Source organism: Gymnodinialimonas ulvae (assembly GCF_037543845.1).
GTDB lineage: Bacteria > Pseudomonadota > Alphaproteobacteria > Rhodobacterales > Rhodobacteraceae > Gymnodinialimonas > Gymnodinialimonas ulvae.
In genome coordinates this window covers 178,924-201,029 of the sequence record NZ_JBBIFX010000004.1, presented here as the reverse complement: position 1 = coordinate 201,029, position 22,106 = coordinate 178,924, and the positions used below count along the sequence as shown (strand labels likewise).

Annotated in this window: 24 protein-coding genes; 13 read left to right on the top strand and 11 right to left on the bottom strand. The window is 64.3% G+C overall.

Annotation, left to right across the window (positions count from 1 at the left end):
• Positions 1 to 16: 16 nt before the first annotated feature.
• The gene (locus tag V8J83_RS18115; protein ID WP_339987900.1) at positions 17 to 757 is read right to left on the bottom strand and encodes a trypsin-like serine peptidase; all 741 of its coding nucleotides are present in this window, start codon (positions 755 to 757) and stop codon (positions 17 to 19) included.
• Positions 758 to 981: 224 nt separating this feature from the next.
• On the opposite strand from V8J83_RS18115, the gene yajC reads away from it, so the two are divergent.
• The 5 genes from yajC (at position 982) to V8J83_RS18090 (ending at position 5,120) form a co-directional block, all read left to right on the top strand.
• On the top strand, positions 982 to 1,263 hold the full coding sequence (gene yajC, locus V8J83_RS18110) for a preprotein translocase subunit YajC (RefSeq protein WP_339987899.1): 282 nt from the start codon (positions 982 to 984) through the stop codon (positions 1,261 to 1,263).
• An 86-nt stretch (positions 1,264 to 1,349) separates the two neighbouring features.
• On the top strand, positions 1,350 to 3,026 hold the full coding sequence (secD, locus tag V8J83_RS18105; RefSeq protein WP_339987898.1) for a protein translocase subunit SecD: 1,677 nt from the start codon (positions 1,350 to 1,352) through the stop codon (positions 3,024 to 3,026).
• 4 nt (positions 3,027 to 3,030) lie between these two features.
• Positions 3,031 to 4,014: a protein translocase subunit SecF gene (secF, locus tag V8J83_RS18100; RefSeq protein ID WP_339987897.1), complete on the top strand. Its 984-nt coding sequence runs from the start codon at positions 3,031 to 3,033 to the stop codon at positions 4,012 to 4,014.
• Positions 4,007 to 4,762, top strand: coding sequence for a sulfite exporter TauE/SafE family protein (locus V8J83_RS18095; protein ID WP_339987896.1), 756 nt, complete (start codon positions 4,007 to 4,009; stop codon positions 4,760 to 4,762). The genes secF and V8J83_RS18095 overlap by 8 nt, the downstream gene beginning before the upstream one ends.
• 4 nt (positions 4,763 to 4,766) lie before the next feature.
• A complete protein-coding gene (locus tag V8J83_RS18090; protein ID WP_339987895.1) occupies positions 4,767 to 5,120 on the top strand; it encodes an Mth938-like domain-containing protein in 354 nt (117 codons plus the stop codon).
• 173 nt (positions 5,121 to 5,293) lie between these two features.
• On the opposite strand, the gene V8J83_RS18085 is transcribed toward V8J83_RS18090, so the two are convergent.
• The 3 genes from V8J83_RS18085 to V8J83_RS18075 all read right to left on the bottom strand — a co-directional run bounded on the left by V8J83_RS18085 (position 5,294) and on the right by V8J83_RS18075 (position 7,365).
• The gene (locus tag V8J83_RS18085) at positions 5,294 to 5,980 is read right to left on the bottom strand and encodes a DUF1194 domain-containing protein (protein WP_339987894.1); all 687 of its coding nucleotides are present in this window, start codon (positions 5,978 to 5,980) and stop codon (positions 5,294 to 5,296) included.
• A 41-nt stretch (positions 5,981 to 6,021) separates the two neighbouring features.
• The gene (locus tag V8J83_RS18080; RefSeq protein ID WP_339987893.1) at positions 6,022 to 6,450 is read right to left on the bottom strand and encodes a VOC family protein; all 429 of its coding nucleotides are present in this window, start codon (positions 6,448 to 6,450) and stop codon (positions 6,022 to 6,024) included.
• Positions 6,451 to 6,522: 72 nt separating this feature from the next.
• The gene (locus tag V8J83_RS18075) at positions 6,523 to 7,365 is read right to left on the bottom strand and encodes a DUF817 domain-containing protein (protein WP_339987892.1); all 843 of its coding nucleotides are present in this window, start codon (positions 7,363 to 7,365) and stop codon (positions 6,523 to 6,525) included.
• Between the two features lie 84 nt (positions 7,366 to 7,449).
• Between V8J83_RS18075 and thyX the strand changes: the two genes are divergently transcribed.
• Positions 7,450 to 8,355 (top strand): FAD-dependent thymidylate synthase, encoded by a 906-nt coding sequence (gene thyX, locus V8J83_RS18070; RefSeq protein ID WP_339987891.1) that lies wholly within the window; start codon positions 7,450 to 7,452, stop codon positions 8,353 to 8,355.
• A gap of 1,004 nt (positions 8,356 to 9,359) precedes the next feature.
• Here thyX and V8J83_RS18065 read toward each other — a convergent pair.
• The 3 genes from V8J83_RS18065 to V8J83_RS18055 form a co-directional block, all read right to left on the bottom strand.
• On the bottom strand, positions 9,360 to 9,629 hold the full coding sequence (locus tag V8J83_RS18065) for a hypothetical protein (protein WP_339987890.1): 270 nt from the start codon (positions 9,627 to 9,629) through the stop codon (positions 9,360 to 9,362).
• An 82-nt stretch (positions 9,630 to 9,711) separates the two neighbouring features.
• A complete protein-coding gene (locus V8J83_RS18060) occupies positions 9,712 to 10,005 on the bottom strand; it encodes a hypothetical protein (RefSeq protein ID WP_339987889.1) in 294 nt (97 codons plus the stop codon).
• Positions 10,006 to 10,230: 225 nt separating this feature from the next.
• The gene (locus V8J83_RS18055; RefSeq protein WP_339987888.1) at positions 10,231 to 10,437 is read right to left on the bottom strand and encodes a cold-shock protein; all 207 of its coding nucleotides are present in this window, start codon (positions 10,435 to 10,437) and stop codon (positions 10,231 to 10,233) included.
• Between the two features lie 216 nt (positions 10,438 to 10,653).
• Between V8J83_RS18055 and V8J83_RS18050 the strand changes: the two genes are divergently transcribed.
• Together V8J83_RS18050 and V8J83_RS18045 are read left to right on the top strand one after the other, a co-directional pair.
• Entirely contained in the window at positions 10,654 to 10,971 is a 318-nt protein-coding gene (locus tag V8J83_RS18050) for an arsenate reductase family protein (RefSeq protein WP_339987887.1), read from the top strand.
• A gap of 94 nt (positions 10,972 to 11,065) precedes the next feature.
• A complete protein-coding gene (locus V8J83_RS18045; RefSeq protein ID WP_339987886.1) occupies positions 11,066 to 11,434 on the top strand; it encodes a hypothetical protein in 369 nt (122 codons plus the stop codon).
• Positions 11,435 to 11,441: 7 nt separating this feature from the next.
• On the opposite strand, the gene V8J83_RS18040 is transcribed toward V8J83_RS18045, so the two are convergent.
• The 4 genes from V8J83_RS18040 to V8J83_RS18025 all read right to left on the bottom strand — a co-directional run bounded on the left by V8J83_RS18040 (position 11,442) and on the right by V8J83_RS18025 (position 16,117).
• Positions 11,442 to 12,047 carry a Hint domain-containing protein gene (locus V8J83_RS18040; protein ID WP_339987885.1) on the bottom strand — a complete coding sequence of 202 codons (606 nt, stop codon included), beginning with the start codon at positions 12,045 to 12,047 and terminating at the stop codon, positions 11,442 to 11,444.
• A 164-nt stretch (positions 12,048 to 12,211) separates the two neighbouring features.
• On the bottom strand, positions 12,212 to 12,754 hold the full coding sequence (locus V8J83_RS18035) for a hypothetical protein (protein WP_339987883.1): 543 nt from the start codon (positions 12,752 to 12,754) through the stop codon (positions 12,212 to 12,214).
• Positions 12,751 to 14,712: a threonine--tRNA ligase gene (gene thrS, locus V8J83_RS18030; protein WP_339987882.1), complete on the bottom strand. Its 1,962-nt coding sequence runs from the start codon at positions 14,710 to 14,712 to the stop codon at positions 12,751 to 12,753. Before thrS ends, V8J83_RS18035 begins: the two co-directional genes overlap by 4 nt.
• 238 nt (positions 14,713 to 14,950) lie before the next feature.
• On the bottom strand, positions 14,951 to 16,117 hold the full coding sequence (locus V8J83_RS18025; RefSeq protein WP_339987881.1) for an MFS transporter: 1,167 nt from the start codon (positions 16,115 to 16,117) through the stop codon (positions 14,951 to 14,953).
• A 199-nt stretch (positions 16,118 to 16,316) separates the two neighbouring features.
• On the opposite strand from V8J83_RS18025, the gene V8J83_RS18020 reads away from it, so the two are divergent.
• From V8J83_RS18020 to V8J83_RS18000, 5 genes are all read left to right on the top strand, one after another.
• Positions 16,317 to 17,066: an alpha/beta hydrolase gene (locus tag V8J83_RS18020; protein WP_339987880.1), complete on the top strand. Its 750-nt coding sequence runs from the start codon at positions 16,317 to 16,319 to the stop codon at positions 17,064 to 17,066.
• A complete protein-coding gene (locus tag V8J83_RS18015; protein ID WP_339987879.1) occupies positions 17,059 to 18,033 on the top strand; it encodes an alpha/beta hydrolase in 975 nt (324 codons plus the stop codon). Before V8J83_RS18020 ends, V8J83_RS18015 begins: the two co-directional genes overlap by 8 nt.
• A 105-nt stretch (positions 18,034 to 18,138) precedes the next feature.
• Positions 18,139 to 19,227, top strand: coding sequence for a substrate-binding domain-containing protein (locus tag V8J83_RS18010; RefSeq protein ID WP_339987878.1), 1,089 nt, complete (start codon positions 18,139 to 18,141; stop codon positions 19,225 to 19,227).
• A 22-nt stretch (positions 19,228 to 19,249) separates the two neighbouring features.
• Complete coding sequence (locus tag V8J83_RS18005; protein ID WP_339987877.1) at positions 19,250 to 20,608, top strand: ABC transporter substrate-binding protein; 1,359 nt, start codon at positions 19,250 to 19,252, stop codon at positions 20,606 to 20,608.
• Positions 20,609 to 20,717: 109 nt separating this feature from the next.
• Complete coding sequence (locus V8J83_RS18000) at positions 20,718 to 21,950, top strand: carbohydrate ABC transporter permease (RefSeq protein WP_339987876.1); 1,233 nt, start codon at positions 20,718 to 20,720, stop codon at positions 21,948 to 21,950.
• The last annotated feature ends 156 nt before the right edge of the window (positions 21,951 to 22,106 follow it).

Here is a 22,106-nt window from a genome sequence, read left to right as displayed (position 1 = left end):
CGCGGCGGCGTCGGGGTTACTCCGCCAGAGCCTCGGCCAATGCGGGCCAGTCGGCGGGGGTGACGGGCGAGATCAGGCTGTTGAGGCCGTCACGGCCGAAGTTGGAGACCAGCAGGCCGACGAGCACGGGGCCGGTGTCGGTCATGTGCACGAAGGCGCCGCCGGATTGGCCGCCCGCCACGGCGCAGGGGCTGGCGATAGGGCCTTCTTCGAGGCTCACGGCGGGGCAGGGGGTATGGCCGCGCAGGGCGTCGGTGGAGCCGAGACCGATGGCGCGGCGATTGACGTAGCCGAAGGTGGCATGGGCGATGGTTTCGTCGAGCGCGGCGGGGGCGGCGAGGGGCATCGGGCGGGCGACCTCGGGCGGGACGGGGGTGGCGAGGTGCAGCAGCGCGAGGTCGTTGACATAGCCCTCCACCCGGTTCTGCAGGGCGGGGTCGTAGGTGGGGTGTAGCTCGCTGTCGGTGATGGCCGTGACCATGCGGTTGGGGCCGGTGGGGTCGAGGATCAGCACGCGGTCGCGGGGACGTGCGAGGCAATGGGCGGCGGTCAGCGCGGCGGAGGGCGCCACCAGCACAGCGGTGCAGCCGCCGGTCGTGGCCTCGGCGCGGCGCAGGCGGGCGATGGCGGTCAGCTCGGCGGCGCGGTCGGTGTCGATGAGGTCGGGTGCGCCGGTGACGTCGGCCCGGGTCGGGGCGGGTGCGGCGGCGGGCAGGGCGAGGGCGAGGCACAGCAGGATGCGAGCAAGGGGTGTCATGGGGCCACCTTGCCCCCTTTGGGGTGGTCGCGCCAAGGGGCATTGTGCCGGGCCCCGTGTCCGGGGGCTTGCGGGGTCGGGTCGGTGTGCCCATTTGCACCGCAGCCCCCGTTGCACTCCGGAGGTCGCGCCACTAGGGTGCCGCAAATTTTGAACCGGGGTCGCGATGGCCCTGCCAGAGCCACACAGAGCCACGTAAGCGCCACACACAAAGGACCCCGCCCATGGAAGCCTTCGGCCAGGTGATCCCGCTGATCCTGATCCTCGTGATCATGTATTTCTTCCTGATCCGCCCTCAGCAAAAGAAGGTGAAGGAGCATCAGGCGATGGTTGAGGCGTTGCGGCGCGGCGACGAGGTTGTCACCCAGGGCGGATTGATCGGCAAGATCACCAAGGTCAAGGACGACACGGAGGTCGAGGTCGAGGTGGCCAAGGATGTGCGCATTCGCGTGTTGCGCCCGACGATCGCGCAGGTGCGTTCCAAGACCGAGCCCGCCAACGATTGATGCGCGCCGTTTGGCGGGCCGGGTTCGGCGTGCCGCAGGCGAGATGATTGAGCGGGGTTTTGCGCCCCGCGTCTTGAGGAAAATCCATGCTTCAGATCCCGCTCTGGAACCGGCTGTTCATCCTGCTCGTACTGCTGGCGGGGTTGAGCTTTGCCTTTCCGAATTTCTTCTACGAGAGGGTCGAGCGGCACAATGATGCCGTGGCCGAGATGGAGCGCGACAGTATCGAGACCGAGGCATTGCTGGCCGAAGAGGCGCTTTGGCCCGGTTTCCTGCCCTCGACATTGGTGAACCTGGGCCTTGATCTGCGGGGCGGGGCGCATTTGCTGGCCGAGGTGCGGGTCGAGGATGTGTATGTGGCGCGGATGGACGCGCTGTGGCCGGAAGTGCGTGACACGCTGCGGGACTTGCGCAACGAGGTCGGCGGGATCCGGCGGATCGACGCGGACCCGGGTCTGTTGCAGGTGCGTGTGGAAAATGCGGACGGCATGAGTGCGGCGGTTGCGGCGGTGCGCGAACTGGGCCAGCCGGTCGTCAGCCTGACGGGTGCGATTGGCGACACGACGCTGGATGTGAGCGGGTCGGGGGATGTTCTGACCGTGCGGCTGAGCGACGCGGAGCAGCAGGCCACCAACGACCGGACGATGCAGCAGAGCATTGAGATCGTGCGCCGCCGCGTCGATGAGGCGGGCACGCGGGAGCCGACGATCCAGCGGCAGGGGCAGGATCGCATCCTGATCCAGGTGCCGGGGATCGGATCGGCGCAGGAGTTGAAAGACCTGATCGGGACGACGGCGCGGCTGACGTTCCATCCGGTTGTGGGGCGCGCGGGCAGCGCCGATGAGGATGTCGAAAGCCGCCAGATCGTGCTGCCGTCGATTGATCCGCAGGACACCGGCACGTTCTACATTCTGGAGGAAACGCCGGTTGTGACGGGCGATGATCTGGTCGACAGCCAGCCCTCGTTCGAGCAACAAAGCGGCCTTCCCGTGGTGACGTTCCGGTTCAACCCCTCGGGCGCGCGGGATTTCGGCGAATACACGGCCGCGAATGTGGGGGCGCCCTTTGCCATCGTGCTCGACGAAGAGGTGATCAGCGCGCCGGTGATCCGGCAGGCGATCACGGGCGGCGCGGGCCAGATCAGCGGTAATTTCACGGTGGAGTCCTCCACCGAACTGGCGATCCTGCTGCGCGCGGGCGCGCTTCCGGCGGAGATGACGTTCCTCGAAGAGCGCACCATCGGCCCGGAACTGGGCGCGGACAGCATCGAGGCGGGGCAGACGGCGGCGCTTGTGGCGTTTGCGGCGGTGCTTCTTTTCATGATCCTGAGCTACGGGACGTTCGGTATCTTCGCCTCCATCGCTCTGATCCTGAACGTGGGGATGATTTTCGGGGTGCTATCGCTCATTGGCGCGACGCTGACCCTTCCGGGGATCGCGGGGATCGTTTTGACCATCGGGATGGCGGTGGATGCCAATGTGCTGGTGTTCGAGCGGATCCGCGAGGAATTGAAGACTGCGCGCGGCCCGGCGCGGGCCATCGAATTGGGCTATGAGCGCGCGCTTTCGGCCATCATCGACGCCAATATCACAACGTTTATCATCGCCACGATCCTGTTTGTCCTGGGCTCCGGCCCGGTGCGCGGGTTTTCGGTGACGCTGGGGATCGGGATTGTCACCTCGGTCTTTACGGCGATTTATGTCACGCGGCTTTTGATCATCTTCTGGTTCGAACGCCGCCGTCCCAAGACAATCGAGGTCTGATCCCATGCGCCTGAGACTTGTTCCGCAGGAAACCAACTTCGATTTCTTCAAATACGCGAAGGCCACCTTCGGCGTGTCGGTTGTGGCGATGATCGCATCCATCGCGATCTGGCTGTCGGTGGGCCTGAATTTCGGCATCGATTTTCTGGGCGGTACAACGATCCGCACGGATGCGACGGTCGAGGTCGACGTGGCCGATTACCGCGCGGCGTTGGAGGATCTGGACCTGGGCGATGTGGTGATTTCGCGGGTGTTCGACCCGAATTTCGACGCCGATCAATATGTGGTCACGGTGCGCATTCAGGCGCAGGAGGGCGTTGAATCCGTCACACCCGAGACCATCGCCGCCATCGAGGGCGCGCTGTTGGAAAACGTCGATCCGGAGATGACGTTCCCGTCGGTGGAATCCGTCGGCCCGAAAGTGTCGGGCGAGTTGATCCAGACGGCGATCATCGCGGTTCTGGCGTCGCTTGGCGCGATCCTGATCTACATCTGGCTTAGGTTTGAGTGGCAGTTTTCGGTGGGCGCGGTTGCGGCCCTGATCCACGATGTGATCCTGACCATCGGCATCTTCAGCCTGTTCCAGATCCGCTTTGACCTGGCCACGATTGCCGCGCTTCTGACCATCGTCGGTTACTCGATCAACGACACGGTGGTGATCTTCGACCGCCTGCGCGAGAACCTGATCAAGTACAAGCAGCGCGCGTTGCGTGATGTGATGAACCTGTCAGCGAACGAGACGCTGAGCCGGACGTTGATGACCTCGGGCACCACGGCGCTGGCTTTGATTGCGTTGCTGGTTCTGGGCGGCGACGTGATCCGCGGGTTCGTGTTCGCAATCCTGTGGGGCGTGATCGTGGGGACGTATTCGTCGATCTACGTGGCTAAGAACGTGGTCCTGATGCTCGGCGTGAAGCGCGATTGGTCGAAGCCCACCGATGGGTCGGGCGGGCCAGGTGGTACACAATTCGCCAACGTGGATGCCTGAGGCGCTGATCGAGGCCCTGGCGATGCCGGGCCTCATCTGGGTGTGCCTCGCGTCGTTTCTGTCGGGGCTGGTCTACGGCTTTGCAGGCTTCGGATCGGCGTTGATCTTCATGCCATTGGCGGTGATCTTCCTTCCGCCCGCGCTGGCGATTGCGGCGTTTTCGCTGTCGGCTCTGGCGTCGCTTGCGACGGTGATCCCGAAGGCCTGGGCGGTGGCGAACCGGTCGCAGACCTTGATGATGGTGGGGATGTCGGTTCTGACCATGCCGCTGGGGATCGCGCTGTTGCGCCTTGCCCCGGAGGTCACGATCCGCACGACGGTCTGCATCCTGACCCTTCTGACGCTGGCCGCGCTTTTGGCCGGGTGGAAGGTGCCGCTGCGTGGGGGGGCTGCGTTGCGGGCGGGCGTCGGCGCGCTGAGCGGGATCACGGGGGGATCGACGGGGCTGAACGGGCCGCCGGTGATCCTGTTCAACCTCGGCAGCGATCAACCGGTTGCGGTCACGCGTGGCAACCTGGCTTGTTTCCTGACATTCAATTCGCTTCTGATGATGCCGATGATGTGGCTGCAGGGCCTGATCGATGGGCCCGCGATCTGGCTTGGGCTGATCTTGCTGATGCCGTATGCGATGGGCACCTGGGGCGGGGCGCGCTTGTTTCGGCCGCAGGCGGCGGGCCTCTATAAGACGGCGGCCTATATGCTGATTGGCGTGGCGGGTGTGATGGGCCTGCCGATCTGGGAAGGGTAATGCGATGCGCATGAATGAGGTGAGTTTCGATGACAGCCGCCCGGTCGATGGCTACGGGCCGGGCTTTTTCCGGGTCGGCGGCGAGGTCGTGCAAGGTGCGGTGCTGCTGAGCCCGGGCGGTGTGAGGGCCTGGGGCGGGTTCGAGGATGCGGCGGCGGTGGTGGGCAAGGCATCGGAGGTTGATTTCCTGCTGATCGGGACGGGTGCCGAGATCGCCCATGCGCCGCCCGCGTTCCGCCAGGCGGTGGAGGCGGCGGGGATCGGGTTGGAGGTCATGGCCTCGCCCGCGGCGTGCCGGACCTACAACGTGCTGCTGGCCGAGGGGCGGCGTGTCGGGGCGGCGCTGTTGCCGGTGTAACGCGTCATGCGGGTGGCGCACCTTTGGGAAGCGTCGCGTTTTTGAGTATTTTTGAAACAAGGAAGAGGCGGGGGCGCCCCCCCGTGTCCGGCCGGGCGCTGGATGACATCCGCCACATTGCGCTGCGCGGGGTCTTCAGGCGCGGCGCCCTGTCTTCCTTGTTTCAAAAATACTCAAAAAACCGAAGCGGGCGGCAAGGCGCGTCCCTCGGGCATGATCTCGCCCAGGATCATCGCGCGTAATTCCCGCTCCAGTTTGCGGCGCATGGTTTCGGCGAAATCGTCGTGGTTCATCGCATATTCCACGAAGGCGCCGGGGCCGTGGATCACGTGTTCAAGGAAATATTCCTCGATCTCGCGCGAGGCGCCGCCGATGGCGAGACCGTTGACCGTGACCCCGTCGAAATCGAAATGCTCAAAGGCGGCGGCGGGCGGGAAGCCGTCGTTGTTCTGCCCGTCGCCGGAAATGTCGAGGGTCTGGAACAAGCAGGCCGGGGCCTCGCGGAAGCGGGTGGAGGCAAACCCGAGCGCATAGCCCAAGGCTGTTGGAAAATCCTGATTGCCGCGGATCGCCTGGTTCACCCGTTCGGCGATGGCCAGCAGGTCGGCCTCGCTCTCGACCATGATCCAGTCGACGATGATGTCCTGCTGGAACCGTCCGGACCATTCGAAGATCGACAGGGCCACGGGGCCGGGGCCGTTGAGGAAGGCTTCGGTCACGGTCGGATCGAGCAGCGCCGAGGCGAGGCCTTCGACTTGCAAGCGGTATTCGGCCTGATCAACCGAGGCCGACACGTCCATGCCAAGCTGTAACGCAAGCCTGCATTGCCCCTGCGCGAAGGCCGGGGTTGCTGCGAGCAAGGCCGCGGCGCAGGCCGCGTGCCTGAGGCGGGCGCATTGGCTTACCAATGCCCCGTGTTCTCCATCGAGGCCCAGGGTTCCGCCGGGGACAGGGCATCGCCCGCCTGCAGAAGCTCGATCGAGATGTTGTCGGGAGAGCGGACAAAAGCCATGTGGCCGTCCCGGGGCGGGCGGTTGATCGTCACGCCGTTGTCCATCAGGTGCTGGCACATCTCGTGGATATTATCGACGCGGTAGGCGAGGTGGCCGAAATGGCGGCTGTCCGACGGCAGGCCGTCGTCGCCATCCCAATTGTAGGTGAGCTCCACATGGGCGTCCGCCTGACCCGGTGGCGTCATGAACACCAGCGTGAAGCGGCCGCCCTCGCTGTCGTGGCGGCGTGTCTCTTCGAGGCCCAGAAGCTTGTAGAAGGCGATGGAGGCGTCAAGGTCCTTCACCCGAACCATCGTGTGCAGATAATGGATGCCCATTTGGCGCAATCTCCCCGGTTTGCTGTTCCCCGCAGCTTAACGCGGGATTGGCCGATGAACAGCCCGACATGGTTAAAATTCGCGTGCGCGCGGCTGTATCGGTCGGGGGTGCATGGTGTCGCGCACCACCAGTGTGACGGTCACGAAGGCCACGAAGAGCAACAGATACCAGGAGCCGAATTTCGAGAAATCGACGAAGCCGGTGTCGCCCTGCGTCTCGTAGGTCCAGGTGCGGGTGAAGGTGCCGATGTTCTCGGCGATCCACAGGAAAAAGGCCGAGAGGACGGCGCCCATCGGCAGGCGGATCGCGAGGGGCGTTCGTGCCGGATAAAACCAGATCCGCGTGCGCCAGAACAGGATCAGCGTGGCCGCGAAAAGGATCCAGCGGATGTCGTAAGTGTAATGGTGCGTGTAGAAATTCACGTAGATTGCCAGGGCGAGGAGATAGGTCATCCAGAACGCCGGGTAGGGGGCAAACTGGATGTGGAAGATGCGGATCGAGCGCGCGATGAAGGAGCCTACGGAGGCGTACATGAAGCCCGAAAAGAGCGGCACGCCGCCGATTTCGAGAATGCCCTGGTCGGGGTAATCCCACGAGCCCTGGGCGAGTTTGAAGATCTCCATCAGCGTGCCGGTGACGTGGAAGATCACGATCACCTTCGCCTCTTCCCAGGTCTCGAACCCGCGCCAGAGGAAGACGATTTGTGTGGTTAACGCGAAGAGGACAAGGGCATCGTATCGGGCGAGCGCCCAGTCGTCCTGCCAGATCAGGCGGGTGAAGATGATCGCGGACAGGATCAGGATGCCGAACAGCGCCGCCTGGAACAATTTGGCCAGGATCAGCGCCGAAAGTCCCAGCGCAGAGGGCCGACGTGCCAGTCGACGTTCCAGATTGGCCACGCTCAAACCTGCCATGTTGCCTCAACTTCTTGCGGTCTTTGGGCGGCGTAGGGCAAGATATAGCCTCACGCCGATCCACCGATTCCCTGAGGACATGCCATGCCGCTGACGCCCGAACAACTGGAGGATATCCAGTCTGCCCGCTCCAATCCGCAACCCACGCTGCGCGCCGTGGCGCCGGGGATGGAGAAGCACCTTTATGAGGCCAAGCCGGTGCTCGACCACGGGTTCGTGCGGGTCGTGGATTACATGGGCGACGATGCGGCGATCGTGCAGGCGGCGCGGGTGTCTTACGGGGCGGGGACGAAGAAGGCGCGCGATGACAGCGGTTTGATCCGCTACCTGATGCGGCACTGGCATTCGACGCCGTTCGAGATGTGCGAAATCAAGCTGCATGTGAAATTGCCGGTGTTCGTGGCGCGGCAATGGATCCGGCACCGGACGGCGAATGTGAATGAATATTCGGCGCGGTATTCGATCCTGGACCGGGAGTTTTATATCCCCGAGCCGGAGCAGCTTGCGGCGCAATCGGTGGTGAACAATCAGGGGCGCGGGGAGACGTTGGAGGGCGAAGAGGCCGAACGGGTGTTGCGGGTTCTCAAGGAGGACGCGGGGCGGGCCTATGATCATTACGAGGAAATGCTGTCGCAGGAGGGGCAGAAGGGGCTGGCGCGGGAATTGGCGCGGATGAACCTTCCGGCGAATATCTACACGCAATGGTATTGGAAGGTCGATCTGCACAACCTGTTCCACTTCCTGCGGCTGCGCGCGGACGCCCATGCGCAGTATGAAATCCGGGTCTATGCGGATGCGATTGCCGAGATGGTCAAGGATTGGGTGCCCGCGGCATACGGCGCGTTCGAGGACTACCGGATGGGCGGGGTCCAGTTGAGCGGCAAGGGGGTCGAGGTCGTGCGGCGGCGGTTGGCCGGTGAGACCGTCACGCAGGAGAGCTCGGGGATGAGTGCGGGTGAATGGCGGGAGTTCGAGGCGGTGTTCGGGTGAGGTTGCAAGGTTGCAACCGGGGATTAAGGGGTTGGTTTTGTTGGGGAAAGGGGTTTTTAAGGGGTTCTCGCAGTTCGGAGGTGTAGAAAAATATGAACGATTGGCGAGTAGATTATGACCGTTGGTGCTGATGATTTTCACAAGTTTGAGGGCAAGCTGCGACGTGCCCGGAGGTATATTGACGAGTTGGAATGTTGCGAGGATCCAGCGGAGGCCTGTCTGATTTAGGAAAACTTCATCTCTGTTTGGTGTCAAACGCAAAAGCTGCTTGGCAAACTGTGTAGATTAAGCGGCCTCGGTGGAATTGAGCAGAAAATTCGGGACGGGGTTTTGGACGGTGGGCAACCGAGTGCTCACTACCTTTTCCATGCTCGAAATGCCGAGGAACATTCTTTCAAGTCGGTCATCAAAGAGGTCAAAGCAGAAAAATCGGTTCTGGTGCCCGGCTTCTTTGGAGGAGTTTTTAAAGAAGGAGCCAGAAGAACCGTTATCGGTTGCGTGAGCAGAATTAATGGGCAGATACACGTACAGCCCGATTACCGGATAACCGAGAGGACGTTCGAGACTGGTGATGGTTTGCCATCAGGTTCAATACTCAAGAGCACGCCAAGCTACGTTGTTCCTGTAAGTGTCGTTGATCGTGGTGTAACGTATTGCCCGCCCGAAATGGATGTCCCAATCGAGAACTGGGCTCTAGCACTCGCTGAAGACGCGACTGGTTGGATTGACACGTTGGCGTCAGAGGTTTGCGACGAATTGGGTTGGGTCAGGTAATGGCAATGGCTTTGGCCTCTGAGCAGAAGTTTTGTGTAGGGTTTTTCATGCCCCAAGTGGGTTAACAGCGGGCTGGCCCGCCCCGCCATCGACGGGCCGTCCGGCGGCCTGTCGATTTGGCTAAGCTAGGCGCACCGAATGTGCGGCGTGCGGATGTTTCAGACATAAATCGCGCAAAACGACCGTTGGATCGACACTCCCCGGCCCGTCGATGGCGGGGCTCTTGCGCCTCATTCCACCGCAGCCGCAGCCGCCGCGCGCAGGTCCGCCACCACGTCCGCGTTTTCGGCCTCCCATGCGGAGAAGGCGATGTAGGCCTCAACGCGTTGGGCGGCGTGTTCGGGGGTGCCGAAGGGGGCCTCGTTCAGGGGGATGAAGAAGGCTTTGACGGCCTCGTAGGTGTCCACGCAGGCGAGGCGGTCGCCGGAGAGGGGTTGTTGGCTCTGGGCTGCGGCGTCGCAGGTGTAATAGGCCAGCAGGAGTGCGAGGAATTCGCCCATTGTGCGGCTCCTTTCGCACTCAGCAGAGGCCAGCGGGCGGGGTCAGGTCAAGCGCGCGGGGATCACGAAGGCGACAGCGGCCTTAGCGGATCACGGCCCCGGAGAGGCCGCGGGCGCGGGCCATGGCGTCGTCGCGCATGAGTGTGACCAGATCGGAATTGCCCTGTTGCCAGTCAAGAAAGCCGCGGTAGCCGTCGAGCATTTGGGCATGGCGTTCGAGCGTGCCGGGGGCGGCGAGATCGAAGGGAGCGAACCAGGCTTTGACAGCGTCGTATGTGCCCATGCAGGCCTGCACTTCGTCGCCGGACATGGGGCGGATCAGGGCGGTGGCATCGCAGAGGTAGTAGAGCGCGAGAAGGTCGAGGAATTCGGACATCGGGGCGCCTCCTTTTCCAAAGATGAAGCAGGGGAGGCGACAAAAGGGGGAGGAGGCGCCGGCCGGGAGGAGGCCCGCGCATTCCGCACGATCCGTCACCTCCCTATGCTGACCCGTTCAGAGATAGCAGGTCAGGGTAAAGGTGCGGTTAATCGCGCAAGATGAGTGTCGCCCGCGCCAGGGAAGGCGGCGCGGGGACGGCTTTTGCGTGCGCGTCGGTGCGCGTCAGACTTTCTGCAGCTCCACCGCAGAGGAGCGGCCATCGCGGCCCTCGCGCAGTTCGTAGCTGAGTTTCGTGTTGTCGGGCAGATCGGTCATGCCTGCGCGTTCCACGGCCGAGATGTGCACGAACACATCCGAGCCGCCGTCGTCAGGTGCGATGAAGCCGAAACCCTTGGTGGTGTTGAACCATTTCACAGTGCCGGTGGGCATTTTCCCGCGTCTTTCCTTAGTTTCGAGTCCCGCCCACATGTGTTGCGGCGGTGCGGTGCAATCAGGTCACGGCGCCCTGCTCGCTTGCAAAAGGACGCGGCTCCCCTTCCCTCACGGACAAAAGGATGGTGTGTTTCGGGATGAAAACAAGGGTTTTGGGGCATTCTGCCGCCGACGCGGCATGAGTCTGCCTATGATTTATGCGGAGGGGAAATTTTGCGCATTTACGGATTGAAGGCCTGTGACACCTGTCGCAAGGCGGTGAAGGCGCTGAACGGGGCGGTGTTTGTAGACGTGCGCGCCGAGCCGTTGGAGCGGGCGCAGATCGCGCGGTTTCTGGACGCGTTCGCGGCGGCGTTGGTGAACACGCGGTCCACGACGTGGCGCGGTTTGTCGCAGGACGAGCGGGCGGAGGCGCATGCGGATTTGCTGGTCAGGTATCCGGCGTTGATGAAGCGGCCGGTGATCGAGGATGACGCGGGCGTCTTGCATCTGGGCTGGAGCAAGGACGTGCAGGCGGCGCTGGGCGTTTAGGGGGAGCGCGCGCCCGGGTTTCCCCGTAACGGGGGTTGGGGCGCGGTTTTGCGGCCCCCATGTCATGTCGAGTTCAGCAAACATGGAGTGCCAGATGCGCAACGCAGCCCTTGTCCTTGGTGTGATCGGAGGGATCCTCGCGATGATCGTGGGCTTTTTCGTCTACGGCTACACGGTGTTCATTGATTGGTTCGGGGAGATCCCGGATCTGGCGGCGCAGGTGGACAATCCGGAGCTGTATCGCACGATGGCGTTCGTGTCGCCGATCCTGGCGATTGCGGGTGGTGCGATGGCGCGATCGCGGGCGTTGTGGGGCGGGGTGTTGTTGCTGCTGTCGGCGGCGGGGATGCTTTATGCGTTCGGGTTTGGTGTCTTTACCATGTTCCCGATTGCGTTTTGCGGCGTCGCGGGTGTGCTGGCGCTGGCGGCGGGGCGGCCCGATGAAGAGCACGCGCATTTCTGAGCCCGGGCTAGCGGATCGGGCGGAAGACGCGTTTTTCGGTGTGCTGCCAGCCGAGAGATGCCTGGCCGGCGGCGGCCTGACCGGCGGGTTCCCCCAGGCGAATGGACAACCCGTCGAGGTCGAGTGAGGCGGGGCGATCGAGCGCGATATGGATGTAGTCGATGCCGTTCTCGGGGGTGACGGCGCGGATCATGCAGCCGTCGTAGAGCGCGCGCGCGGGCAGGGTTTCGGCGCTGCCTTGCATGGGGTGCAGGGCGAGGTCGGGTGAGACCAGAAGCGTGGTGGTATTGGTCAGGCCGGTGCAGGCATTCCCTTCGATGCGGATCGGTGCCAGGTCACGGTTCAGGGCCAGATCGTTCTGCGAAAAGGTGCTGCGCGTGAGGCGCGTGATGCGCAGTGCTGCGCCGTCGGAGGCCGTGACATGGTCGCCGACCCGCAGATCGCCCGCGGCCACGGGGCCGGTCGGGGTGGGCACCGGGGTGTCGGCGCAGATCGCGCGCAGATCGGGCGTCGCCTTGCGCGCGGAGGCGCTTTGACGGGGTTTGGTTTGCGGCGCTCCAAGCGGATGCTGGAACGGACCAAACGCGTCCACATTGTTTAATCGTTGATACATACTGGTTACCTGCTCGTGCCAATTTACGCGGCCCTCGGGCATGGATTTACCAATATGCGGCGGCAATAAACCGACGGGTTTTAGGCAATTTAGCGGTGTCTTTTTGCCGGAGATGGGCCGGCCGGCGCGCGCATGGACGCACAAAATCCGGACAAAACAGCCTGTTAGCGTGGCAGATCGGTGGGGGGCGCGGACGGGCCGCCGGGCAGCGGGCCGGGGTCATCGGGGTCCAGCATGCGGGCCGTGACCTGCGGCGCGTCGCGGCAGATGACGTCGATCACCGCGTCGAGGGTGACAATTGCGAAATGCTCCAACGGGTAGCCCGCAGCCTCGGCGGCGAAGGTGGAGGCGGTGACATAATCGAGAAAGGCGGATTGGTCGTAGTGGCGCAGCTTTCGGGTGAAATCCTCGTCCCGTTCGGGGATCACGTAGCTTTCGTCCCGCCAGGTGTAGGCGATGCACGGGTCGAACCGCAGGGTGTAGCGCAAGCTGCCGGGGCCGGTTTCAATGGCGCGCACCGGGCCCAGAATACGGTCGATCGCATCGTCGCCGGTGCCTGCGGCAACCTCGCGCCCGGAGACATCGGCCCCGTCCACTTCGATGCTCAGGGCGGTGTCGTCATGCCCGTATGCGGGCCCGGCCCGCAACCCGTGGAAGCCGAGATAGCGTTCCGCGTTCAGCAGGCCGGTTGCATCGTCGAAGTTCATTCCGTGGCGCGGGCCTGTTGATCGGGTGGGATGGCCTCATTGGACAGCGATTGGACCACATCGCCCAGCGGCAGGACGGAGGTTTGCTTTTCGCCCAGACGGCGCAGGGTGACGGTGCGGTTTTCGACCTCCTGCTTGCCGATGGCCAGGATCGCGGGGACCTTGCCGACGGAATGTTCGCGGACCTTGAAGTTGATCTTCTCGTTGCGGATGTCGGCCTCGGCCCGGACACCGGCGGCCTTGAGGGCGGCGACGACCTCGTGCACGAAGTCATCGGCCTCGGACACGATGGAGGCCACGACGACCTGCCGGGGCGCGAGCCAGAAGGGCAGACGGCCTTCGGAGTTTTCGATCAGGATGCCGATGAAGCGCTCGAAGCTGCCCAGGCAGGCGCGGTGCAGCATATAGGGGCGATGCTTGGCCCCGTCGGCCGCGATGTAGGTTGCACCAAGGCGTTCGGGCAGGTTCGGGTCGACCTGGAAGGTGCCACATTGCCAGACCCGGCCAATCGCGTCGGTCAGGTAGAAGTCGAGCTTGGGGCCATAGAATGCGCCGTCGCCTTCCTCGATCCGGTAGGGATTGCCCACGGATTTGATCGCCGCTTCCAGCGCACCTTCGACGTGATCCCACGCCGCGTCGGTGCCCACACGCTTTTCGGGGCGGGTGGCGAAGGCGATGTCGAAGCTTTCAAAGCCCAGATCCTTGTAGACGCCGGACAGGAAGGTGATGAACTTGGCGCATTCGGCCTCGATCTGATCCTCGGTGCAGAAGATGTGCGCGTCGTCCTGGGTGAAGCCGCGCACGCGCATGATGCCGTGCAACGCGCCGGAGGGTTCATAGCGCGCGCAGGTGCCGAATTCGGCCATCCGCAAGGGCAGGTCTCGGTAGGATTTCAGGCCCTGGTTGAACACCTCGACGTGGCAGGGGCAATTCATCGGCTTGAGCGCGTTGATCGCCTTGGTCTGCGCGTGTTCTTCATCGACTTCGACGATGAACATGTGTTCCTGATATTTGTCCCAGTGGCCGGATTTCTCCCACAATTTGCGGTCGACAACCTGGGGGGTGTTGACCTCGACATAGCCATCGGCGCGCTGCTTGCGGCGCATGTAATCTTGCAGCGTGGTGTAGATGGTCCAGCCGTTGGGGTGCCAGAAGACCTGGCCGGGGGCTTCTTCCTGCATGTGGAAGAGGTTCATCTCGCGGCCCAGGCGGCGGTGGTCCCGCTTTTCGGCCTCTTCGAGGAAATTCAGGTATTTGCGCAGGTCATCGCGGTTCTTGAAGGCGACGCCGTAGATGCGTTGCAGCATGGGGCGGGTGTTGTCGCCGAGCCAATAGGCGGCGGCGACGGACATGAGTTTGAAGGCGTCGGCGGGCACCTGGCCGGTGTGTTGCAGATGCGGGCCGCGGCAGAGATCCATCCAATCCCCATGCCAATACATGCGAATGGGTTCATCGCCGGGAATGCGGTCGAGGAGTTCGACCTTGTAGGGCTCGTCGGTGGCCTCGTAATGCGCGCGGACGCGGTCGCGGTCCCAGACCTCGGTGCGCACGGGATCGCGGGCGTTGATGATCTCTTTCATCTTGGCCTCGATCGCGCCGAGGTCTTCGGGGGTGAAGGGCTCTTCGCGGTCGAAATCGTAGAACCAGCCCTGGTCGCGCACGGGGCCGATGGTGACTTTGACGTCGGGCCAGATTTCCTGCACCGCGCGGGCCATGATGTGGGCGCAGTCGTGGCGGATCAGCTCCAGCGCCTGGTCGTCATCCTTGAGGGTGTGGATGGCGATGGAGGCGTCGGTGTCGATGGGCCATTGCAGGTCATGGTGTTCGCCGTTGACGGTGGCGGAGATGGCCTTTTTCGCGAGCGAATTGGAGATCGAGGCGGCGACATCGGCGGGGGTGATCCCGGCGTCGAATTGGCGCGCGTTGCCATCGGGGAAGGTGAGGGAGATTTGGGCCATTTGGGGCCTCCTCGTCGGTTTGGCGCCTACGAAACGCCCGGTTGCGGGTATGGGTTGCGCGGTTTTGGCGGGGGTGGTGTGAATTGTCAACGGGGGCGCGTGTGGTGAGTGCGGACCCTCCCCTTACGGTGGCGAAGCCACCTATCGGGCAATGGGGGGAGGTATTTGGAAAGCAAAGAGGGGCGGGCGCGCGTCAGGGGGCGCGCGCGTGTCAGGGGCGCAGACGGTGTGTCGCGCCTCAGGCGCGCTTGCGACGTGAGGTGGCGCGGTTGGAGGCGAGGAGGTGGGCGAGCGCGGCGAGCATGACGAGGGTTGCGGCGAGGCCCAGGGAGGAGACGGAGGCGCGTTCGATCACCGCGCCGCCGATGGCCGATCCGGCGGCGGCGCCGATGTAGATGCAGGCGGCGTTGAGTGACAGCAGGACAGGCGCGCGGGCCGGATCGAGGGCGACCAGGCGGACCTGTTGCGCGGCCCCGAAGGACCAGCCGATGAGCGACCAGACGAAGGTGTAGAGCATGAGGATCGTATTGGGCAGGGGCAGGTAGGAATAGAGCGGCAGGACGGCGATTTGCAGGAGTGTGAGGATCAGGAGCGTGCGGGAGGCGCCGATCCGGTCGGAGATCCAGCCGCCGATGTAATTGCCCACGATGGCGCCGAGGCCGAAGACGAAGAACGCCAGAGTGATGCCGTCGCGCGCGAAGCCCATGTCGGCGGCGAGCAGGGGGGCGAAGTAGGTGTAGAGCACGAAGATCGCGCACAGGAAGGTGGCGGTGAACAGGACCGCGGCCATCAGCGGGCCATCGCGCAGGGTGTGGCCGAGGTCGCGGAGCGAGACCGGCGCGAAGGACAGGCCCGCGGGCACGATGCGCCACAGCACGATCAGCGCCGGGATCGAGAGCAGGGCGACGATGGCAAAGGCGTAGCGCCAGCCGAAGGTATAGGCGACCCAGCCGCCGATGGGGATGCCGATGGCCTGGGCGATGGTGAGGCCCGCGAAGACGGCGGCCAGCGTTCGGGCGCGACGCTCTGGCGCGGTGAGCTGTGCGGCGACGGCGGCGGTCACGGGGGTGATGACGCCCGCGCCCATGGCGGCGAGGCCGCGCGAGATATGCAGCGTCAGGAGCGTCGGGGCGAGGGCCGAAATCAGCGCCGCGAGCCCGAGGATCGCCAGCCCGGCGGCCAGCACGCGGCGGCGTCCGATGCGGCCGGTGAGCGAGACCAGAAGCGGGGAGAGCACCGCGTAGAGGATCGCATAGGTGGTCAGCAGTGCGCCGGATTGCGCGTCGGTCACGGCGAAATCATCGGCGATGGGTTCAATCAGGCCGACGGTCAGGAATGCGCCCATGCCGACGATGAAGTTCACCGCGGAGAGGGTCGGGATCAGGAGGCGGGGGGTGTCGGCCATTGGGGCGTTGTGTGCCGGGCGTGCGGTGGGGTCAATTGCAATCTGTCGCGGCGCAGGTGCAGACATCAGGCACCGCGACATTGCGCGAGGCTCCGCCCATGACGTGGCGATGGTGTTGCGATGGCGCGCGGCGCGGGGCAGGTTGCGAGGCAGCGCATGTGGGCCGGTACGGCCAGTGAAATAACGGCGGGACAGGCAGATGGGCGATATACAATACCTCGACACCGCGCAGGGGCGGCGGTTGGCGTATCACAAGTTTTCCGGGCGGATGCCGGCGGTGGTGTTTCTGGGCGGTTTGCGCTCGGACATGACGGGCACGAAGGCGGTGCATCTGGAGGCGTGGGCGCGCCGCTCGGGGCGGGAATTCCTGCGGTTCGATTATTCGGGGCATGGCGAAAGCTCGGGCGACTTCAACCAGGGCTGCATCGGAGAATGGCACGAGGATACCGTGGCCGCGATCAGCGCGCTGACCGAGGAAAAGGTCGTGGTCGTAGGCTCGTCGATGGGCGGGTGGCAGGCGCTGTTGCTGGCGCAGCGGATGCCCGAGCGGCTGGCCGGGATCGTCACGATTGCCGCCGCGCCGGATTTCACCGAGGACGGCTATTGGGACCAATGGACGGCCGCCGAGCGCAAGGTTGTGATGGAGGAGGGCGAGATTGCCCTGCCGTCGGAGTATGGCGATGCGATGGTGATCACCCGGAAGCTGATCGAGGACGGGCGGGATCACTTCGTGCTGCGCGATCCGCTGCATGTCGATGTGCCGATGCGGATGTTGCAGGGCACGGCGGATCAGGATGTGCCGATGGAGGTGGCGCTGCGCCTGATGGATCATGTCGAGGGCGGCGACATTCACCTTGAGCTGGTCAAGGATGCCGATCACCGGTTTTCGACGCCCGAATGCCTCGACACGATCACGCGCGCGGTCGATGAGGTCTTGATCAATGCGTAGCCTCGGCAAATGGCTCGGGCGGATCGTGATCGTGATTGGCGCTGTGCTGGCGGTGGTGATCTTCGCGCCGGGCGAGGGGATCGAACGGGTCGAGGCGCCGCGTCAGATCAATGATGCGGTCGGCTATCTTGCGGCGCGCGAAAACGACGATGAGATCACCGAAGGCACCGAGGCGCGGATCATCTGGGCGGGGGAAGAGGGCGCGCGCAGTGACACGGTGGTGCTTTACCTGCACGGGTTTTCTGCGAGTTCCGAAGAGATCCGCCCGGTGCCCGACCGCGTGGCCGAGGCCTTCGGTGCGAACCTGGTGTTTTCGCGGCTGACCGGGCACGGGTCGACGGGCGAGGCCCTGGGCGCGGCGCGGGCGGGCGATTGGGTCGAGGATGCGGAAATGTTCCTTGAGATCGCGCGTCAGGTCGGCGACAGGGTGATCGTTATCGGGACGTCGACCGGGGCGACGCTGGCGGCGTATATCTTGGCAGAGCAGGCCCCATCGGAAGCGGTCGAGGCGGTGGTGATGATTTCGCCCAATTTTGAGGTGGCGAACCCGGCGGGGCCGCTTCTGGAGCTGTTCGGGGCGCGGGTCTGGGTGCCGTGGATTGCCGGGGCAGAGCGCAGTTTCGAGCCGATCAACGCGGGGCAGGCGACCTATTGGACGACGCGCTATCCGACGGTGGCGACGGTATCCATGGGCACGCTTTTGCGCGAGACGCGGGCGCGCGATTACAGCGGCGTGGATATCCCGGCGCTGTTCCTGTTTTCCGATACGGATCAGGTGATTTCAGCCCCCGCCGCGCGGGAGTTCGCGGCCCGCTGGGGCGGTGAAACGACCGTGATCCCGGTGGCGGTTCCGGACGAAGGCGGCGACCCGTTTCACCATGTGATTGCGGGCGACATCCTGAGCCCTGCGCTGACCGATCGGGCGGTGGATGACATCGTGGGTTGGCTGCGCGAGACGCTCGACTGAGGGCATCACCTTTCTGCGCTGCAGCGTTCGAAACCGGTTTTGGATGCGCTTTTGCCTTGCCGAAACCGGTTTCGGAGCCGACTTTCAGATTCGGGGAGGCAATAGATGCAATCGAAAGACGCATCACGCAGGGCGGTGCAGCGGGTCACGATCAATGATCTGGCCGATGCGCTTGGGCTGGCGAAAGGGACGGTCAGCCGCGCGCTGAACGGGTATCCCGACATTGCCGAGGCGACCCGCACCCGGGTGACGCGCACCGCCGAGCGGATGGGGTATCGCCCGTTGGCGCAGGCGCAGGCGATCCGTACCGGGCGGGTCCGGTCGCTTGGCCTGATCCTGAACACCGGCAATGCGGATCTGCATCGCCCGTTCCTGACCGATTTTCTCGATGGGATCAGCCGCGCGGCCTCGGAAGAGAGCTGGACCCTGACGGTATCCACGGCGACGGGTGTGGAGGATGAGGTCGCCTCGATGGGGCGACTTATCGACGAGCGCAAGGCGGACGGGTTCATCCTGCCCCGCGCGATGTGGAATGATCCGCGCGTGGATTTGTGCAAGGCGCGCGGCGTGCCGTTCATCTTGTATGGCCGGTCGGGCGACCCGACGGATTGCGCATGGTTCGACATTTCGGGCGAGGATGCGATGCGGCAGGCGGTGCTGCGTCTGGCGGGGTTCGGGCACCGGCGGATCGGGTTCATCAACGGGTCGCGCGATTACACCTATGCGCATCTGCGCCACGACGGGTTTCTGGCCGGGATGGCCGAGGCGGGTGTGTCGGTGGATCCGCAGACGATGGCCGAAGGGGTTCTGGATATTGCGGCGGGTGAGGCGGCGGGGCGGCGTATCCTGGCCGCGGGGGTGGCACCGACGGCGGTGGTGTGTGCGCTCGATCTGGCGGCGCTGGGGCTGTACCGCGCGGCGCGGGGGATGGGGCGGCAGGTGGGCCATGATCTTGCGGTGATCGCCTATGACGGATTGCCGGAGGCCGCGCAGGCGACGCCGCCGCTGACCACGTTTTCGGTGGATAACCGGATGGCGGGTCAGAGGCTTGCGAAATTGTTGATTGCCCGCATTCGCGGCACCGATCCGGCGCATCTGCGCGAACTTGCGCCCGCGCGGCTGATCGCGCGGCGTTCGGATATCATCGAAGATCCCGAGCCGGCCAATGAGAGCCGGATGCGATTGAAAGACTGAGAAAACCATAGGGAGGAAAGTCATGACTGAGTTGAGGAAAACAGGACGTATCGCGCTTTTGGCGGCGGTGTCGGGGCTGGCGATGGCCAGTGTCGCGGCGGCGCAGGACAACATCCGGTTCTGGACCACCGAAGAGCAGCCCGAGCGGCTGGAGCGGCAGGAAACCATGGCCGCCGCCTTCACCGAAGAGACCGGTATCGCGGTCGAGGTGATCCCGGTCACGGAAAGCGATCTGGGCACGCGCGCAACGGCGGCGTTTGCGGCCGGTGATTTGCCGGATGTGATCTATCATCCGTTGCAATATGCGTTGCCATGGTTCGAGGCCGGTATCCTGGACAGCGATGCGGCCACCGATGTGGTAGAGGCGCTTGGCGGCGACACGTTTGCGGCAGGTCCGCTGACGATGGCGGCGGTGGATGGCGGCTACGCGGCGGTGCCGGTCGATGGCTGGACGCAGATGCTGGTGTACCGTGCGGATCTGTTCGCGGAGGCGGGCATTGAGCCGCCCAACAGCTACGCAAACGTGCTGGCCGCGGTCGAGGCCCTGCACAATCCGCCGGAGATGTATGCGTTCGTCGCCCCCACCAAGGTGGACGAAAACTTCATGTCCCAGGTTCTGGAGCATGTGTTCCTGGCCAATGGCGCGTCGCCGGTCGATGAGAACGGGTTCAGCGGCTTTGACGAGGCGGCCACGGTCGAGGTTCTGGAATTCTACCGGGCCATCGTTGAGGCCAGCCCCGAGGGCGAGCTGTATTGGGATCAGTCCCGGACGCTGTATTTCTCGGGTAATGCGGCGATGATCATCTGGTCGCCGTTCATTTTGGATGAATTGGCCGGTCTGCGCGACAGCGCCCCGCCCACGATCAATGACGATCCGACCTCCCGCGATCTGGCGGCGGCGACGGGCATCGTGACCAACTTCGCCGGGCCTTCGAACCCGGACGGCGCGGCCTGGGGCGATGTGCGGTATTTCGGGATCACCGCCGATGCCGAGACCGACGCGGCGATGGCCTTTGTCGAATATTCGATGAACGCGGGCTACACCTCGACGTTGGCCATCGCGCCGGAGGGCAAGTTCCCTGTGCGTCGCGGGACCGAGGACAACCCGACGGAGTTCGTCGAAGCCTGGGCCGCGCTGGACGTGGGTGTGGATCGCCGTGCGCCGTTGGGCGACCTTTATGAGCAGAGCATGATCGACGAGATCGTCGGCGGCCTGGACGTCGCGCAGCGTTGGGGCGTGGAAGAGGGCCAGCTGGCGCTTGCCTCGCGCATCATCAACAGTCAGGTCATCAACCGTCTGGTGCGCGAATATGTCGATGGCGTGCGCCCTGCGGCGGAAACGGTCGCGTTGATGAACGAAGAACTGGGCGCCATCGAGTAAACCCATTGAGCTTCGGGCGGGGCCTGTGCCCCGCCCGGTGATCTCGTTCGGGGGCCGCGACACCGGCCACCGAGCCCCCCCTTTTTGATCCATCGCGAGCACGCGCCCCATGACCGAGACCGCCACACCGCCGAAGGGGACTGGCCCACTTGCCAAGCGCGAGGCGCGGCTGGCGTGGAGCCTGTTGTTGCCGACGCTGACCGCGGTGATGGTGGTGGTTTTGCTGCCGCTTCTGGCGATCGTGTGGATCTCTTTCAAACCCGTGGGGCTGGCCGATTTGCGGCCCGCCGCCCCGGTTGTGCGCGAGGATGTGCGCAATATCGGCGAGGCGGATCAATTGATCCGCTACCGCATCCGCAACCCCAGCCAGGATGACCCGATCGGCAATGTGGTGCTGCGCGATGTGTTGCCCGAGGGGGTCAGTCTGGGTGCATTGCCCGAGGCCTGCGCGATGGAGGGGGCCGCGCTCAGCTGTCGGTTCGAGGCGTTGGGCGGGGGCGAACGCGTGACGCTTGAGATTCCGGCGGATTTTGACGCGAGCCTTGAGGATGCCATCGAGGATGACACGCCGGTGGAGATCACGGGGGACGCGGTCAATGTCCTGACCAGTGGTGAATTCACGCTTGATAATTTCCGCGCCATTTTCGATGCGCGCGAGTTCTGGTCGGTGATCTGGGCGACGCTGTTCTACACCGTTGTGGGCACCGTCGGGGCGTTGGTGGTGGGGCTTTTTGCGGCGCTTTTGCTCAACCTGAGTTTCCGGGGGCAGGGGGTCTTGCGGGGGCTGTACCTGTTTCCCTATGTGGCCCCGGTGATCGCGGTGGCGTTTTCATGGGTGATCCTGTTCGACCCCACGTCCGGGTCGATCAACGCGCTTTTGGTGCAGATGGGCGTGGTGGATGCGCCGGTGAATTTCTTTGGCGTGCGGCCCAATGCGTTGATCATGGTGACGGTGTTCGAGATCTGGCGGTATTTCCCGTTGTCGTTCCTGTTCATCCTTGCCCGGATGCAGAGCATCGACACGGATATGTACGAGGCGGCGGATGTGGACGGGGCGACGCCGTTTCAGAAGTTCCGCTATCTGTCGTTGCCGATGCTGATGGGGATCTTGTCGGTTCTGTTCTTGTTGCGGTTCATTTGGACGTTCAACAAGTTCGACGACATTTTCCTTTTGACCGGGGGCAATGCGGGCACGCGGACCTTGACGGTGAATGTCTATGAGCAGGCCTTTGCGGTCAGCAACATCGGCGCAGGCGCGGCGGTGGCGGTGGTGATCCTGTGCTGTTTGCTGGCGTTTTCGTGGTTCTTCTTTCGGTTCATGAGCAAGGAGGAGGGGCTGTGAGTGGTTCAACGCAGTTGATGAAACGTCCAGTGGACGTTTCAAACGAGCCCCGGGCGGAGCGGTGTTTCGTCGACTGCGTCGCCGACCAACCGCGGGGGCAATGCCCCCCCGGACCCCCCATGCTTTTGGGGGCTGTCTGCCCCCAGCGCGCTTTCG